The organism is Affinundibacterium seohonense (assembly GCF_014284305.1).
In the GTDB taxonomy this organism is placed as follows: Bacteria; Pseudomonadota; Gammaproteobacteria; order Burkholderiales; family Burkholderiaceae_D; genus Undibacterium; species Undibacterium seohonense.
Genome location: NZ_JACOFW010000001.1, coordinates 370,843 through 387,155 on the forward strand (window position 1 = coordinate 370,843; position 16,313 = coordinate 387,155).

Here is a 16,313-nt window from a genome sequence, read left to right on the forward strand (position 1 = left end):
AACTGCATGGTTGTTTTCATAAACAAGCCCAAGTCAAATTTACCAATTTACGACATCAAACCCCATTAAGAATGGGCACTTTTAATCCCACCCCCATCACACAACGCTTTTGCAGATGCGCAGCGTAGGCTTTAAGTCGTTCGATTTGACCAATCGCACTGCCCCGGCTCATCGCTTTGCTTTGCATACTTTGTTGAAACTGCTCTGGTGTAAAACCAAGCCGCGTCAATATCGGTGGTGTGTTACCTGGCATCGCATAACTTTTATCGCTGCGTACGATACGAGCTGCCCAATCGACTAGTTCTACATATTCTTGCAGAGAGCATGGCAGGCCTTGGGCAGGAGCGACACTGAGGGAATTGCCAAAGGGGTGTAGCGGCAAGGTAAACTCGGCGATATTGATGTTGGTGTCGTCGAAAATAGGCTGCAACTTAGTGTTTGTTGCCATCTTTGTGTCAGATGAACTCATTCTTTGTTCAGTAGCTTCGGCGACTTGCACGCTGCGTATTCGCTGCTGTATCGACGTGTATTCCGCCTGCTCTGGCAGATCGACCATGCCTGCGCGAATGGGATTGAGATCGACATAGGCACAGCAGGCTAGCAATCCCGCTTCATCCAAAATCGCCTGACTTTTGAAGCGACCTTCCCAAAACCGCCCTGTGCAGTCATCTTCGGCATTGGCACGACGCGCTATCGATTCGTTGAGACAGCGCATATACCAAGACAAATCATGTAAGCGACTACGCAATTCCAGAATCAAACTATCAACGACACGCCTGGTAGCAGCGTCTTGCGCATCACCCTTCAGAAAATTTTGTAAGAGCAAAGGCAAAGAAAACAAGCGCTGCCATCGTTCTACGACCTCGGCATCGGACATAGCGGCGGTGCGTTCACGATCGACGTGCAACACCAGATGGTAGTGATTCGACATAATCGCGTAGGCGCAAATCGAGATTGAAAACACCTCGGACAACTCCCGCAAACGCTCAATCACCCAAGCTTTACGATGCGAAAAATCCCGTCCTGAAAAATCATCTTTACCCCACAAAAACGCACGGCGAACGCAACGTCCAATGCAGTGGTAATACGGTGTCGCGTCTAAGGACACATATCGATTACGAGCCATTGGCATGATTCCACCTCCGTTTTTGCGGTTGAAAACTGACGTGGGATCAGATTATTTAATGAATAAATAATAAGCAAGCTTTTTAGCTATGTTTGTTGCTTTTTGAGATGGGTGTCTCTTGTTGTTGTGTCGCGTCCAAGGACACATATCGATTACGAGCCATTGGCATGATCTCACCTCCGTTTTTACGGTTGAAAACTGATGTGGGATCAGATTATTTAATTGGTAAATAATAAGCAAGTGTTTTAATTAATTTGTTGCTTTTTGAGATGGGTGTCTCTTGTTGTTAGAAGGTGTTTTGTTCAAAACCAAGACTGACGAGTTGACTGTCAAAGTGACGAAATTGCGCTTGCTGACTAAATCGTTGCGCCCTCTTCCTGATAAATTCCACGGCTTATCCAATCAAGAGACAAAATACCGTCAGCGTTACGTCGATTTGATCATGAGCGAAGAAACCCGTCGCACATTCAAAGCGCGTACCGCAGCGATGAACTCCATTCGTAGCTTCATGAACAGCCATGATTTCATGGAAGTGGAAACACCGATGTTGCACGTCATTCCTGGCGGCGCGGCAGCAAAACCTTTCATCACACATCACAATGCGCTGGATATGGAAATGTATCTGCGTATCGCACCAGAATTGTATTTGAAGCGCTTGGTCGTCGGCGGTTTTGATCGCGTGTTTGAAGTCAATCGGAACTTCCGTAACGAAGGCGTCTCACCACGTCACAATCCAGAATTCACGATGATGGAATTCTATGCGGCGTATGTGGATTACAAATGGTTGATGGACTTTACCGAAGAAGTGATTCGTAAAGCGGCGGTCGATGCACACGGCACAGCGGTATTAACTTACCAAGGTAAGGAATTAGATTTATCCAAGCCATTCCAACGCTTAACTATCGTCGGCGCAATCAATAAATACGCACCGCATTACACAGCAGAACAATTGAATGATGCTGAGTTTATTAAAACTGAATTAAAAAAGTTTGGCGTGAAACCTTTCGCCACGGCTGGCTTGGGTGCATTGCAATTGGCCTTGTTTGAAGAAACGGCAGAGGCGCAATTGTGGGAGCCGACTTACATTATCGACTACCCAGCTGAAGTATCACCTTTGGCACGTGCTTCTGACACTGTCGCGGGGATTACAGAACGCTTTGAGTTGTTCATGACTGGCCGTGAAATCGCAAACGGCTTCTCTGAATTAAACGACGCAGAAGATCAAGCAGCGCGCTTCATGGCACAAGTTGCCGCCAAAGATGCTGGTGATGAAGAAGCTATGTATTACGACGCCGATTACATTCGTGCTTTGGAATACGGCCTGCCACCAACCGGCGGTTGTGGCATCGGCATTGATCGTTTGATGATGTTGATCACGGATTCACCAAATATTCGTGACGTGATTTTGTTCCCACATTTGCGTCGTGAAGATTGATTTCTTAGTCGCTTGAAGAAAAAAAGGAAACTTGATGAGTTTCCTTTTTTTTATTCACTTTTGTCTTGGTGCGCTACAAAATCCGCCAACGACAACGATCATCTGAAAATGAATTTATGTCGGTTGTAAACTCCTGACAATCGAGGACTAATGCGCTTTTCGAACTTCTTTCTTGGACCGAAGACAAAACGGCAATGATGCCAACAAAAAGCCCTAATTTACTCTTGAATTATCTTGCTTGTGTGAACGATATTCACTAGTCTATCAAAACACCATTAAACTGGTTTCCCCGCCATTACTGCATTTCAATAAGGATTGCTGACATGATTAAGTTAAACGTAAATACCAAAGAAAGTGCCCTCGATCTGGCACCTGACACCCCAGTTTTATGGGCAATTCGTGATGGACTTGGGCTCAGCGGTACCAAATATGGCTGTGGCGTTGCACAATGTGGCGCTTGCACCGTGCATCTTGATGGCCAGGCGATTCGATCATGCGTAACCCCGATTTCGGCAGCCAATGGGCGCAAGCTCACCACCATAGAGGCTATTGCCAACGACAAAGTTGGTCGCGCAGTACAACAGGCTTGGATTACCCACGACGTAGCGCAATGTGGCTACTGTCAAAGCGGACAAATCATGAGTGCAACCGCCTTATTGAAAACCAATAAAAAACCGAGTGACGCCGATATCGATGCGGCGATGTCGGGCAATATCTGCCGATGTGGTACCTATCAGCGTATACGCAGTGCGATCAAAGCCGCCGCTGCCAATTTGAACTAGCAATCTTTTCAGCACATTCCTAAGTTCATGCGTTCTATACAAAAAGCACAAAAAGGATATTGACATGCATTTTCAGCCAACCAATAAAGACTTAAGCCAACTTCCCAAAGGAATCGCGGCCTTAATCGAAAAACAAACCGCAAGTCGCAATGAGACAAGCGCCCCATCGCGTCGGCAATTCTTAAAAATGAGCGTCGCTGGTGGTTTTGCCTTGGGAATGTTCCCCGCGATGGCACAGACCGACAAAGCCCCTCCAGGATTGAAAGCGTTTGAACAACCACTTGCCTTTTTACAGATTGCCAACGACGGCACCGTTACAGTCACGATCAATCGTCTCGAATTTGGGCAAGGTGTACACACTGCTCTGCCTATGATTTTGGCCGAAGAATTGGATGTGGATTGGAGTAAAGTTAAGGCGATTCATGGTAGTGCTGATCCGGCCTATGTCGATCCGGCTTTTGGCATGCATTTGACTGGTGGCTCCGGCTCCATTAAGAATTCTTACAAGCAGTATCGTGAATTAGGTGCCAGAGCCCGCGCCATGCTGGTTGCCGCTGCCGCCGCACAATGGCAAGTCAATCCCGATACATTACGGACCGATCGCAGCGCGGTAATTCGGGCCGATGGCAAGACCTTAAGCTATGCTGAATTAGCTAACACGGCCATGAAACTCGCCGTACCTGATACGGTGAAGTTAAAAGATCCTAAGACTTTCAAAATTATTGGCAAACAAGTCGGTCGTCTCGATGCCAAAGATAAATCGACCGGACAGCAGCAATTTGGCATCGATGTTCATTTACCAGGCATGCTAACCGCGGTGATTGCCCACCCACCAGTATTTGGTGCAAAGCTAAGATCTTTTGACGATAGCGCTGCTAAACAAATTAAAGGTGTCCGTGCTGTTTTGAAAATTGCCGTCGATCGTGGTGGCGAAGGTGTGGCGATCATTGCCGATGGTTTCTGGCCAGCCAAACAAGGGCGAGATGCATTGAAAGTGGATTGGGATAGTAGTGGTGTCGACAAAGTTGATAGCCTTACCCAACTCAAACAATATCAAGACTTGGCAAAAACCACCGGCAAATTACATTTCGATGCCGATGTCAGCAAACTAGCGACCGCCACAAAAAAGATCAGCGCGGAGTTCACCTTTCCCTACTTAGCCCATGCTGCGATGGAGCCACTGAACTGCACGGTTCAATTGAGTGCCGACAAGAGTAAGGCTGAACTATGGGTTGGCACGCAAATGCCCGGCGTAGAGACGATGGCTGCGGCACAGACGCTGGGAATTTCACCGCAACATGTGATGCTGCATGTACAAATGGCGGGCGGTGGGTTTGGACGACGTGCGGTACCTAATTGTGATTACGTGATTGAGTCTTGTCAGGTGGCGAAAGCTGCTCACGCTGCAGGAATTCAGGCCCCCATCCGTACTATCTGGAGCCGTGAGGATGACATTAAGGGAGGTTACTACCGACCTATGCATGTTCATCGTGCAGAGATTGGCTTAGATGAACAAGGGCAAATTCAAGCATGGGATCATGTCATCGTTGGCCAATCTATCGTTTCTGGCACCCCATTCGAAGGTTTCCTTGTCAAAAAAGGTATCGATGGCACTGCGATTGAAGGAATGCGAGATCCATATGAAATACCAATGCGCTTGTCGGTACATCACCCTAAAGTTAACGTCCCAGTCTTGTGGTGGCGTAGCGTAGGCTCTACACATACCGCCTATGTGATGGAAACCTTGATTGATGAAATTGCCCGTAATGCCAAACAAGATCCTGTAGCTTATCGTTTAAAGCAATTCGGCGATAAACATCCGCGTCATACTGCGGCATTAAAGTTAGCCGTAGAAAAATCCGGCTACAACAAACGTCGCTTGCCCAAAGGTCATGCTTGGGGCGTCGCTGTCCATGAATCGTTTGAAACTGTAGTTGCCTATGTCGTCACCGCCTCAATTCAGAATGGGCAGGCAAAATTACATACAGCGACGGCAGGCGTGCATTGCAATCTGGCTGTCAACCCCAAAACCATCGAAGCGCAAGTTCAGGGCGCTGCTTTAATGGGGCTAGGTATGTGTCTAGAAAACGCAGCAATTACGTTAAAAGATGGCGTGGTTGAGCAAAGCAATTTTGGCGATTATGCAGTCGCTCGCATCACCGATATGCCACAGGTGAGTGTGCATATTGTTCCGAGTGCCGACCCGCCAACCGGTATGGGCGAGCCCGGTTTACCTCCTTTGGCGCCAGCATTTGGGAATGCGATTGCTAAGTTAGTAGGCAAGGCACCTAGAAGCTTGCCATTTAAATTAAGCTAAAACTGAGTTGAGCTAAAACTGAACTAAATTTAAGGTTCGCCCAAAAAAAATAGCCCCGAAACAATGTTAGGGGCTATTTTTATTTCAGAACAGTATTTGTTAGTCGTGCTTGTATTTGGAATGGTGCGCTTTAAAAAAACGAACAAAGATCAGACAAAATAAAGCGGCGGTTCCCGCCAACATAATGAGCAAAAAATAGAGAACTGGTTTTTCCAGCGGCAATTCACTGGTCATGTAAATCTGTCCTGGCTTGGTGACATATTTCCCATCCGGACTGATCATTCCACCATCCTTGGCAAGCTTCGGTACATTCTCACTGCCAGGCATAATGATCTTCGCAGTCACTGCCTGCCCCGCCACAATGGGAAATTCTTTCGTCGCTGTTTTTAATCCTTTGTTTTCACAAGGCTCCTTTGAAAACATTTTCTTGCCGTGACTATCCATGCAAACAAAAGCATCTGCGTGGGCATCATTGTGAAGAAAAACCAAAGAGAAAATAAGTAAAATCGAAAAGTAACGCAGCATAAGAATTCACTAAAAAAATGATCAAGCCAGAATAAGCGGCGATGGTATCAGAGCACGGTGAGCTTAGGTAATTTTTAAGCAAATGCTTGGTATGTTAAGCCTATTTTTAGGACGATCTATTTCCTAAAAAGACACAATAACAGGCATTCAAGTTTATTTCTCGTCGCAACTACGGAAAAGCGATGAACTTATAGTATATTTTCAAGAGTAGCGAAAAATCTGCCACTATACGAAAACCGATCAACTGATTCAAGCCTCATGCAAATCACTATCTACGATAAAACCGACAAGGGCCGCGAAGAAATCGCCACCCGCAAATGGCATCTACCCTCTCGTATGCGTTCACTATTGGTACTGATTGATGGGAAAAAAACCGATGCCGATATCGTGCAAAAAATCGGCGGTCTAGGTTTAAATCTACAAAGTTTGCAAGAACTAAAAGATGAGGATTTCATTCAACGTGTTTACGTAGAATCTGATCAAGTTGATACGCAGTTGGTGTTGAATTCAAATGATTTAGATTTAACGGTGACACCTTCCGAATTAAGTTTAAGTTCAAATACACTTGGCTCGATTGATGCGTTGGAAGAGTCGCAAACGATTTTCGAACCAGCAGAAGATGAAGAAGTTGTATGGAACAACAATCTTGATGCTTTACTCGCCAAATATGATGACGATGATAGTCGAGAAAATCGCGTCGATATGATGAAGCGCTATTTGGCAGAACACATTAAAGAGAATCTCGGTTTAAGAGGATTCTTCTTGCAAAGAAAACTGCAAAAAGCTCGTAGTCTGGAGGATCTTCATGTCTTCCGTCATCCTTTCATAGCCGCTATTTTGCATGCAAAAGGCAAAGACAAGGCGGTCGAATTGCGTGATGAATTTGATTCACGTATGTATATTCGCTTCTCTCTCGATGATCCTGAATTCTTAGATAATTGATCCGATAAGCTTGATATTAACCAGCGTTCCAAATAAAAAAGACCAGAAAATTTCTGGTCTTTTTTTACGTTAAAGCATTGCAAACTTATTCAATACCTTGACTAGTCAAATACTCTTCGTAGGTACCACGGAAATCGATAATCTTACCGTCCTTAACTTCTAAAACACGGGTCGCCAATGATGAAACGAATTCACGATCATGTGAAACGAAAATCAGCGTGCCTGCATATTTTTCCAAGGCGATATTCAAGGATTCGATTGATTCCATATCCATATGGTTAGTCGGTTCATCCATTAACAACACATTATGGCGACCCAGCATCAATTTACCGTAGGTCATGCGCCCTTTTTCACCACCGGATAACACTTTGACGGACTTTTTAACGTCATCACCACTGAACAGCAAACGACCGAGAATTGAACGCACCGCCTGATCATCATCGCCCTCTTGCGTGTACATTCCCATCCAATCGGTCAGATTTTTATCCGATGCAAAATTTTCCGCAGGATCTTGTGGCATGTAACCTGGATTCGCATTTTCTGCCCATTTCACTTCACCGCGATCCGCCGTTAAGCCGCAAAGATCGGCACCACCTATGCAACGCAACAAAGTGGTCTTACCTGCACCATTGGCGCCGATGATGGCGATACGCTCACCAGCTTCTACCATGATGTCAAAACTATCGAACAATTTTTGATCATAGGCTTTGGACAGATGCTGGACTTCGACTGCCAAACGATGCAATTTTTTCTCGCCATCAAAACGGATGAACGGATTCTGACGACTCGATGGTTTGACGTCTTCAATCTTAATTTTTTCGATTTGTTTCGCACGTGACGTTGCTTGGCGCGCTTTCGATTTATTCGCTGAGAAACGGCGAACGAAGTCTTGTAACTCTAAAACCTTGTCTTTGGCTTTAGCATTATTGGCTAATTGTTGCGCACGAGCTTGTGAAGATGCCAACATGTATTCGTCATAATTACCCGGATATACCTTCAAAGTGCCGTAATCCATGTCGGCCATGTGGGTGCAGACTTGATTCAAAAAATGACGATCATGCGAGATGATAATCATGGTTGAATTACGCTGATTCAAAATATCTTCCAACCAGCGAATCGTGTTGATATCCAAGTTATTGGTTGGTTCATCCAGCAACAAAATATCCGGATTCGAGAACAACGCCTGCGCCAGCAATACACGTAGTTTCCAGCCTGGTGCGACAGAACTCATCAAACCCTGATGCTGGTCGGTAGGAATACCAACACCCAATAACAATTCACCAGCGCGGGCTTCCGCAGTGTAACCATCGTATTCGGCGAATCTTGCTTCTAAATCAGCCGCTTTCATATAATCGTCATCGGTGGCTTCAGGATTGGCATAAATCGCATCGCGCTCTGCCATCGCTGCCCACATTTCGGTATGTCCCATCATGACGACATCGAGTACACGCATGTCTTCAAAAGCAAATTGATCCTGACGCAATTTACCTAATCGCTCATTTTGATCCAACATCACCGTACCGGAAGACTGATCCAAGTCACCACCCAGGATTTTCATGAAAGTGGACTTGCCGCAACCATTGGCGCCGATCAAACCGTAGCGATTTCCTTCGCCGAACTTCACAGAGATGTTTTCAAACAGTGGCTTAGGGCCAAACTGCATGGTGATATTTGCTGTTGCTAACACGTTGAGACCTTTTTGCGTGGAATTAAATTAACCGCAGATTATACCATTGTGCATTGCAACTACTCATAAAAACGACAGAAATTCAAACTCCTAAGTTTGCTGAAGTACGCTGAAATGTGCCGAAAAACTAATTAAATCGATTGAATTCAAACGCATATGCACTTTAGGCAAGCAAATCAATCAGTTTTTTATTCTGCATAGAACCAGAAGAAATATTTAACAATATTTTGGAATTTAAGACACCAATTTAGTGACTTAAACCGTTAAAATGAATTTCCGTAAGGAAACTAATTTCTAGTGACTTCTGTTGTATTCCATTAAGTACCGAGGCAGTGAACATGCTTAAAAAAATCCCTGTCGAGCAATTGCGTGTTGGTATGTACCTGCAATCACTCTGCGGTTCATGGATCGACCATCCATTTTGGAGATCCAAATCTATCATTACTGATCCTAGGGACATCACGCTCATTCGGCACAGTGGCATTTCAGAAGTTTGGATCAATCTGGACAAAGGTTCGGACGTCGATGCGGAGTCAAGCTTAGAACATCAGCAAACTGTCTATCCACCACCAGGGGCAAACCTTGAAGCCACACTGGCTGTTGCAACACCGATAGTAAAAGTCAGGCCAAAAGCGAGCAGCATGAATGATGAGATGCAGCGAGCCGCCATGATATGCGCGAGGGCAAAAAAATCAGTGCAATCCATGTTTGAAGAAACGCGGATGGGAAAAGCGATTTCGGTCGACCATGCAGGCGAGATCGTCCAAGACATTTCCTATTCGGTGATGCGCAATCCGAATGCGCTAATCAGTCTGGCACGCCTAAAAACTGCTGACGACTACACCTATATGCACTCCGTCGCAGTATGCGCACTGATGGTCGCGCTTTCTCATCATTTAAATCTCGATGACGAGCAAACTCATGAAGCAGGTCTCGCCGGTCTATTACATGATTTGGGCAAAGCAGTCACGCCGAGTGAAATTTTGCTAAAACCAGGCAAACTAACAAAGGAAGAATTCGACATCATGAAAACCCATCCTCAAGAAGGCTATCGCCTATTGACGGAAAATGGTTTTCATCACGCGGTCACTTTAGATGTCGTCTTACATCATCATGAACGTATTGATGGCAGTGGCTATCCACATGGCTTGGCAGGAAACGAAATCTCATTATTCGCAAAAATGGGTGCGGTCTGCGACGTGTACGATGCCATTACGTCTAATCGTCCTTATAAAGCAGGTTGGGAGCCAGTCGAATCGATACAAAGAATGAGCGAATGGTGTGAAGCGCAATACGACAAAGATGTGTTTCAAGCGTTTGTCAGTAGTGTAGGAATTTATCCAGTTGGATCGCTGGTCAGGCTCTCCTCTGGACGTTTGGCCGTCGTGTTGGAACAATCCAAATCTTTAGTGGAGCCCAAAATCAAAATATTTTTCTCCACCAAGTCAAAGACTTACATTACGCCGCAAATCGTCGATCTTTCTCGTCCGACGATGGATTGTAAGCGCGAGAAGATCGTTGCGCATGAAGATGTCAGCAAATGGGCATTTAAGAATTTCAATGACATGTGGGTTGGGTAGAAAATAACACTAGACTAACCAAGTTTGTCCTTGATGCCCCGCTGCAAATTGCGCAATCAGTTCATCCACTGTATCCCATCCCAAGTGATCCGCATAAAACATCGGGCCACCACGATGCAAGGGGAAACCATAGCCTTTCAGATACACAATATCAATGTCGGAAGACCGTGCTGCAATCCCCTCTCTTAGAATTTTTCTACCCTCATTTGCTAAAGCCAAGACTAATCGCTGCACTATCTCTGCATCGCTGATATCACGTTGTGGTATTGCCATGTCATGTGAATGTTGGCGAATCATTTGAACGACAAGCTCTGAAGGATAAGCGCTTCTACCATTGGGTTGATAGTCATACCAACCGGCCTGCGTTTTTTGTCCAAAGCGTCCTTGCTCGCAGAGTAGATCACCTAGTTTAGAATAAATTGCATCAGGGTTTGCCGTCAGACGACGTTTACGGATCGCCCAACTAATGTCATTGCCAGCTAGATCGCTCATCCGAAATGGCCCCATCGCAAAGCCAAAGTTTTCGATCGCTTGATCAACTTGCTGCGGACTGCATCCCTCTTCCAATAAAAAGGTAGCTTGTTTGGTATATTGCTCTAACATGCGATTGCCGATGAACCCATCGCAGACGCCTGCCACCACTGCGGTTTTTTTGATTTTTTTCGCAAGTGCAAAACAAGTCGCTAACACATCGTTTGCTGTTTGTGCACCACGAACGATCTCTAATAACTCCATGATGTTGGCAGGACTAAAAAAATGTAGGCCGATCACATCTTGAGGACGTTTGGTAAAATTAGCGATTTGATTCACATCCAAAGTCGAGGTATTCGAAGCTAAAATGGCGCCTGCTTTCATCACCTGATCGAGCTGCACGAAGACACTTTGTTTCACTTGTATGTCTTCAAATACAGCTTCAATCACTAAGTCGGCGTTGGCAATCGCTGTATAGCTATCGACACCCTGCACTAACTTGCAGCGTTGATCACACTGCTCTTGCGTCAATTTCTTTTTAGTCACCGCACTTTGATACGTGTCGCGAATTTTTTGTAGACCTTTTTCTAAGGACGCTGCTTGCAAATCGAGAATTTGCACCGGAATGCCGGCACTCGCAAAATTCATGGCAATCCCTGCTCCCATGGTGCCAGCACCAATCACCGCAACCGATAAAATTTGCCGGAGTGGCGTGTCTGCTTCGACACCGACAATTTTGCCAGCTGCTCGTTCTGCCATAAAAATATGACGTAAAGCTTTCGATTCATCACTTTGAAGCAATTGCTGAAATAGTTTGCGCTCGGTCTTGATACCCTCATCGAAGTCTTGCGTCATACTCGCTTCTAGAGCGCCGAGGCAGGCAAATGGTGCCGGAAAATTTTTCGATCTTTTCATCAAACCAGCGCGAGCGATGACAAAAAAATCCTCGCTCTTTGGTTGATGAACTGGGAGATCTCGCACGCGCGGCAGCGGACGGATGCTTGCTACCTGTTGTGCAAATTCACTTGCCGATTTCATCAACTCTTTGGGCGCAATCTCAAACAAATTGAATAATGCGCTGTCGGCCAATTGATCAGACAGCGTTACTTGTCCACTGCTAATCATTGTGGCACACATCTCCATACTGAGCAGGCGTGGCAGACGTTGCGTGCCTCCTGCGCCAGGGAGTAAGCCCAGCTTCACCTCGGGCAAGGCAAAGGCAATTCCACTGGTCGTAACCCGATAGTGGCAGGCCAAGGCCAACTCAAGACCACCACCCATGCAGACTCCGTTAATCACCGCAATGACGGGTTTGCTGATGCGATCAAGTTGTTCTAATAACGTAGGCAAGGATGGCTCAGCATAAGTTTTATCGGTGCCAAATTCTTTGATATCGGCGCCACCCGAAAATGCTTTACCTGTCCCGGTCAACAAGATCGCCGTCACTATAGGATCGCTTTCAGCCAAAGCTAGATGTTCAGAAATGGCAGCACGGCTTGCATGCCCAAGACCGTTCACAGGTGGATGATTGATCTTGATAATGGCCAGATTGTTCTGTATTTCTAGGGATGCGCTCATGAATGTCTCTTGATAGGAATTCTGGTGAAAATGCGTATTTTTTGTTGGAGAATTTTAATGCAATTGCAGGGAGAACCGCTATCTTATGTGTTGTAATTGCAGAGACTATGCTGTCTCGAATGACAATAATTTGGCGTAGTTCGCCACAGGCACTGACTAAACTTCCAACCACTCTTTGCGTAATAACTCATTATCCAGAAGTTCCTCGCGACTTCCATCAAACACGATCTGACCATGTCCAAGTAATAAAAAGCGATCCGCCAATTGCATCGCCAACTGTAGTTTTTGCTCCACCAATAAGATCGCCACACCACGTTGTTTGATCGTTTGAAAACAATGCAGCAGCTGCTTGACGACCTGAGGTGCCAGACCCTCGGTTGGTTCATCGACCAACAACAAATCAGGATTACCCAACAGACTGCGCGCCAACGATAGCATTTGCTGTTCTCCACCCGATAAGGCACCAGCTGCCACATGTCGCCGTTGTTTGAGAACTGGAAACAAAGCATAAGCATCATGCAATTGCCATTGGGTGGTCGTGTTGCTCGACACCGAGTGAGCCGGCTTTAGTCCTAGTAGAAGATTCTGTTCCACTGACAATTTGGCGAAAATGGCTCGGTCTTCTGGAACATAAGCGATCCCAGCTTGTGCAATCGCATAACTTGGCAAGCCCACTAACGATGCTGACTGATATTGAATACTGCCTTTCATTTCCACCATGCCCATAATCGCTTTTAGGCAGGTACTGCGTCCAGCACCATTTCGTCCCAAGAGTGCGACAACCTCGGATGAGTTGAGGTCAAAATTGACTCCGCGCAGCACCTGACCTTTTGCATAAGACGCATGCAGATCGCGCACTTGAAGTAGATTATTCATGCGCCCTCCGACGTCGCAAGTATCGTTGCAGGAGCCTGAAAAGCCTTCTCACTCAGGTACGCTGCCTGCACTAAGGCATTGGCACGTATGTTCTCTGGCGTATCACAGGCAATGATTTCACCTTGTACCATCACCGCGATCCGATCAGCCAACGCAAATACCACTTGCAGATCATGTTCGACGATCAGCAAACTCTTACCAAGACTGATTTGCTTCAGTAAGGCTATCATCTCTTTGGCCTCAGTCCGACTCATCCCAGCAGTCGGCTCGTCTAACAAGATACAACTCCCTTCGCCGATGAGGCTCATCCCAATTTCCAAACGTCGCTGTTCGGCATAGGGTAATACACCGGCGACGACGTCTTGGCGGTCTCGCAAACCGATCAAATCCAACATGGATTCTGCTGCAATGATTACTTGCTGCTGCGCTTTTAGACGACGCCAAAACAAGTAGGGAGAACCATATCGCGCCATCGCAGCACAACACAAATGAGCAAATACAGACATCCCTAAAAACAACTGACTAGTCTGAAAACTGCGGGACAATCCCAAGCGTGCAATCTTATGCGTTGTCAGTCCGTTGATCTGAGTGCCCTGCAAAAATATTTGTCCGCTGTTACCACTTTGGCGACCAGAAATTACATCAAATAAACTGGATTTCCCTGCGCCATTTGGGCCTATCAGCGCTAATACCTCACCCGCTTTCAATTCAAGATCGACGCCTCGCAGGATATCGGTATCGCCAATTCGGAGTTTAACCTGATGAAGTTGCAGCACGCTCATTGTTGGCCTCTTCGCCGGCATTGCCCGACCATCTTCAGAGCCACCAGACCGACAACAAAACTGCTTGACGTGATTAACCAACTTGAATTGTTATGGGGGGCCAATGTGATGCCAAACGCGACTAAAGGATGAAACGTCTCGGAGGGAAAGCGCCAACGATATAGCAGCTCAATCATCATCACGCCGCCACAGCACAAGAATGTTGATGCGCTCAGCCATAAACTTGTCCAAACGAGGAGGCCCGACAAGTGCGATTGACGTTTGGCGCCTTTGGCGGCGTCTATCCAACTGAGCAGCATGCCGCTCACACCGTGCGGCGCAAACGACACGACGAACATAAAAAGTAAACCAAGATACAGTTGCCAAGCTGGTGTTAGTTCAGATAAGAACACCGACATCACGACGGCCAAAATGGCACCAACGACAGGGCCGAGAAACACGCTGACACCACCAATGTAGGTGAAAAACAAAATCGCCCCAGAGCGTGCCAAACTAAAACTATCCGTCGTCGCCATTTCAAAATGTAAGGCGGATAATGCCCCAGCCACACCAGCAAAAAAGCAAGAAATACACAACATGAGAAAACGTACATAACGCGGATTAACGCCAAGAAATGCGACACGTTCCTCATTCTCCTTTACGGCATTCGCCAATTTACCTAAGGGAGTTTTTGTCACAAAAAACATCGTCCCAGCAGCGATCAAGGTCCAGAAAATAATGAGATAAGTAATTTCGATCTGTGGACCGAAAGTGATGCCCATCCAAGTCTCGCCTACGACGCGATTCGCACTCTTGCCGCCCTCACCGCCAAATACGGTGGGAAACATCGCAGATCCTGCAAATACCAACTCGCCGATACCCAAACTAATCATGGAGAATGTCAGTCCTGATTGTTTACTTGATATCCATCCAAACAGCATGCCGAAAAACAGCCCGGATAGACCACCGATTATTGGTACCAGACTAACTGGCAAAAACCATATCCCCGCGCTAACTTGATTGAGTGCATAGATCGCCGCGTAAGCACCAAAACCAGCATAAACCGCGTGACCAAATGACAGTAGACCTGTTTGTCCGAGTAAAAGATTAAAAGACAATGCCAACACCGCCGTGATGCAAACTTGTGTTAAAAAGTTTAATGCGGCGTTCGAAGGCCATAACAGCGGTGCGCTAATCAATAGACCACTGATCAGTACAGCCACAAAAAAGGAAGAAGAACACCAAAATCTTTTAGGCATGCTTGGATCTCGCACCAGCATTCAACGGCGCATTCGCACGTTCACCAAAGAGGCCATTGGGGCGCCAAACCAGCATCATGATCAAAAGTAAAAACGGTAGCACGGGTGCTAATTGTGAAATGCGGATAGTCATTAAGCCAGCTTCATCAGATATCGGCATTAAGACACCGAAATATGCCAGCATCTCTTGCAAGGAAAGGTCTACTGTTACTGCAAAAGTTTGCATGATCGCGATTAACATCGAGCCCCAAAATGCACCCTTCAGCGATCCCATGCCACCTACCACGATCACTACAAAAATAATGCTACCGACATGTGCTGCCATACTAGGCTCGGTCACCATTAAATTACCCCCGACCGCCCCTGCTAGACCAGCTAAACCGCACCCAAGTCCAAATACCCACATAAAAATCTTTGGTACGTTGTGACCCAAAGCTTCGACCATCTTTGGCTGCGTCGATGACGCTTGAATAATCAAGCCGGTTCGGGTACGACTAAACAACACATAGAGTAGTCCCAAAATCAGCAGCGCAAGCAAGGCAATAAAACCTCGATAAATCGAGAATGGACTGGAATACACGTTAAACAAATTCCCTTGCAATGCTAGTGGAATTTGGTAAGGCAACGCTAATTTCCCCCAAATCAATTGCACCGTTTCCAGCATGACCGCTGCAAGACCAAAGCTAAACAACAGCTCGGCGAGTTGTCCTTGGCGATGCAATCGACGTAACGCAAATCGCTCGATCATTATCCCGAGTAATCCCGTCAACAGTGGCGCTAACATCAGCCCCCACCAAAAGCCAAAAATGTGACTGAAGCTGTAGCCGAGATAGGCGCCCAGCATGTAAAAACTGGCGTGTGCAAAATTCAGTACACCCAGCAGACTAAAAATAATGGTGAGTCCAGCGCTCAGCATGAATAATAAAAAACCGTAGCTGAGGCCGTTCAATAAGTTGATGAGAAAAAATTCCAAA

At 46.3% G+C, this 16,313-nt stretch carries 12 protein-coding genes and 1 pseudogene; 5 read left to right on the plus strand and 8 right to left on the minus strand.

Annotation, left to right across the window (positions count from 1 at the left end; genetic code table 11):
• Positions 1 to 55 precede the first annotated feature (55 nt).
• Positions 56 to 1,132 carry a transposase gene (locus tag H8K52_RS01575; RefSeq protein ID WP_186920747.1) on the minus strand — a complete coding sequence of 359 codons (1,077 nt, stop codon included), beginning with the start codon at positions 1,130 to 1,132 and terminating at the stop codon, positions 56 to 58.
• 283 nt (positions 1,133 to 1,415) lie between these two features.
• Here H8K52_RS01575 and lysS point away from each other — a divergent pair.
• The 3 genes and pseudogenes from lysS to H8K52_RS01590 form a co-directional block, all read left to right on the plus strand.
• A pseudogene (gene lysS / locus H8K52_RS01580) lies at positions 1,416 to 2,561 on the plus strand (lysine--tRNA ligase); the annotation flags it as partial.
• 323 nt (positions 2,562 to 2,884) lie between these two features.
• The gene (locus tag H8K52_RS01585) at positions 2,885 to 3,343 is read left to right on the plus strand and encodes a (2Fe-2S)-binding protein (protein WP_186920748.1); all 459 of its coding nucleotides are present in this window, start codon (positions 2,885 to 2,887) and stop codon (positions 3,341 to 3,343) included.
• A 64-nt stretch (positions 3,344 to 3,407) separates the two neighbouring features.
• A complete protein-coding gene (locus H8K52_RS01590; RefSeq protein WP_186920749.1) occupies positions 3,408 to 5,660 on the plus strand; it encodes a xanthine dehydrogenase family protein molybdopterin-binding subunit in 2,253 nt (750 codons plus the stop codon).
• A 99-nt stretch (positions 5,661 to 5,759) separates the two neighbouring features.
• Here the strand turns inward: H8K52_RS01590 and H8K52_RS01595 are convergent, their stop codons facing one another.
• Entirely contained in the window at positions 5,760 to 6,185 is a 426-nt protein-coding gene (locus H8K52_RS01595; RefSeq protein ID WP_186920750.1) for a hypothetical protein, read from the minus strand.
• Positions 6,186 to 6,443: 258 nt separating this feature from the next.
• On the opposite strand from H8K52_RS01595, the gene H8K52_RS01600 reads away from it, so the two are divergent.
• Complete coding sequence (locus H8K52_RS01600; protein WP_186920751.1) at positions 6,444 to 7,127, plus strand: hypothetical protein; 684 nt, start codon at positions 6,444 to 6,446, stop codon at positions 7,125 to 7,127.
• An 85-nt stretch (positions 7,128 to 7,212) separates the two neighbouring features.
• Here the strand turns inward: H8K52_RS01600 and H8K52_RS01605 are convergent, their stop codons facing one another.
• Positions 7,213 to 8,814: an ABC-F family ATPase gene (locus tag H8K52_RS01605; RefSeq protein WP_186920752.1), complete on the minus strand. Its 1,602-nt coding sequence runs from the start codon at positions 8,812 to 8,814 to the stop codon at positions 7,213 to 7,215.
• Positions 8,815 to 9,152: 338 nt separating this feature from the next.
• On the opposite strand from H8K52_RS01605, the gene H8K52_RS01610 reads away from it, so the two are divergent.
• Complete coding sequence (locus tag H8K52_RS01610) at positions 9,153 to 10,394, plus strand: HD-GYP domain-containing protein (protein WP_186920753.1); 1,242 nt, start codon at positions 9,153 to 9,155, stop codon at positions 10,392 to 10,394.
• A 9-nt stretch (positions 10,395 to 10,403) separates the two neighbouring features.
• On the opposite strand, the gene H8K52_RS01615 is transcribed toward H8K52_RS01610, so the two are convergent.
• The 5 genes from H8K52_RS01615 to H8K52_RS01635 form a co-directional block, all read right to left on the minus strand.
• Positions 10,404 to 12,443, minus strand: a complete 2,040-nt coding sequence (locus tag H8K52_RS01615) for a 3-hydroxyacyl-CoA dehydrogenase NAD-binding domain-containing protein (protein WP_186920754.1) — start codon at positions 12,441 to 12,443, stop codon at positions 10,404 to 10,406.
• A gap of 156 nt (positions 12,444 to 12,599) precedes the next feature.
• Positions 12,600 to 13,319 (minus strand): ABC transporter ATP-binding protein, encoded by a 720-nt coding sequence (locus H8K52_RS01620; RefSeq protein WP_186920755.1) that lies wholly within the window; start codon positions 13,317 to 13,319, stop codon positions 12,600 to 12,602.
• Positions 13,316 to 14,101: an ABC transporter ATP-binding protein gene (locus tag H8K52_RS01625; RefSeq protein WP_186920756.1), complete on the minus strand. Its 786-nt coding sequence runs from the start codon at positions 14,099 to 14,101 to the stop codon at positions 13,316 to 13,318. Before H8K52_RS01625 ends, H8K52_RS01620 begins: the two co-directional genes overlap by 4 nt.
• Positions 14,098 to 15,339 carry a branched-chain amino acid ABC transporter permease gene (locus H8K52_RS01630; RefSeq protein ID WP_186920757.1) on the minus strand — a complete coding sequence of 414 codons (1,242 nt, stop codon included), beginning with the start codon at positions 15,337 to 15,339 and terminating at the stop codon, positions 14,098 to 14,100. Before H8K52_RS01630 ends, H8K52_RS01625 begins: the two co-directional genes overlap by 4 nt.
• The gene (locus H8K52_RS01635) at positions 15,332 to 16,312 is read right to left on the minus strand and encodes a branched-chain amino acid ABC transporter permease (RefSeq protein WP_186920758.1); all 981 of its coding nucleotides are present in this window, start codon (positions 16,310 to 16,312) and stop codon (positions 15,332 to 15,334) included. Before H8K52_RS01635 ends, H8K52_RS01630 begins: the two co-directional genes overlap by 8 nt.
• Position 16,313 lies beyond the last annotated feature (1 nt).

Excerpts from the sequence above, each read along its gene's own strand:
- H8K52_RS01575 (WP_186920747.1), bottom strand. The coding sequence starts at position 1,132 with ATGCCAATGGCTCGTAATCGATATGTGTCCTTAGACGCGACACCGTAT.
- H8K52_RS01585 (WP_186920748.1), top strand. The coding sequence starts at position 2,885 with ATGATTAAGTTAAACGTAAATACCAAAGAAAGTGCCCTCGATCTGGCA.
- H8K52_RS01590 (WP_186920749.1), top strand. The coding sequence starts at position 3,408 with ATGCATTTTCAGCCAACCAATAAAGACTTAAGCCAACTTCCCAAAGGA.
- H8K52_RS01595 (WP_186920750.1), bottom strand. The coding sequence starts at position 6,185 with ATGCTGCGTTACTTTTCGATTTTACTTATTTTCTCTTTGGTTTTTCTT.
- H8K52_RS01600 (WP_186920751.1), top strand. The coding sequence starts at position 6,444 with ATGCAAATCACTATCTACGATAAAACCGACAAGGGCCGCGAAGAAATC.
- H8K52_RS01610 (WP_186920753.1), top strand. The coding sequence starts at position 9,153 with ATGCTTAAAAAAATCCCTGTCGAGCAATTGCGTGTTGGTATGTACCTG.
- H8K52_RS01615 (WP_186920754.1), bottom strand. The coding sequence starts at position 12,443 with ATGAGCGCATCCCTAGAAATACAGAACAATCTGGCCATTATCAAGATC.
- H8K52_RS01620 (WP_186920755.1), bottom strand. The coding sequence starts at position 13,319 with ATGAATAATCTACTTCAAGTGCGCGATCTGCATGCGTCTTATGCAAAA.
- H8K52_RS01625 (WP_186920756.1), bottom strand. The coding sequence starts at position 14,101 with ATGAGCGTGCTGCAACTTCATCAGGTTAAACTCCGAATTGGCGATACC.
- H8K52_RS01630 (WP_186920757.1), bottom strand. The coding sequence starts at position 15,339 with ATGCCTAAAAGATTTTGGTGTTCTTCTTCCTTTTTTGTGGCTGTACTG.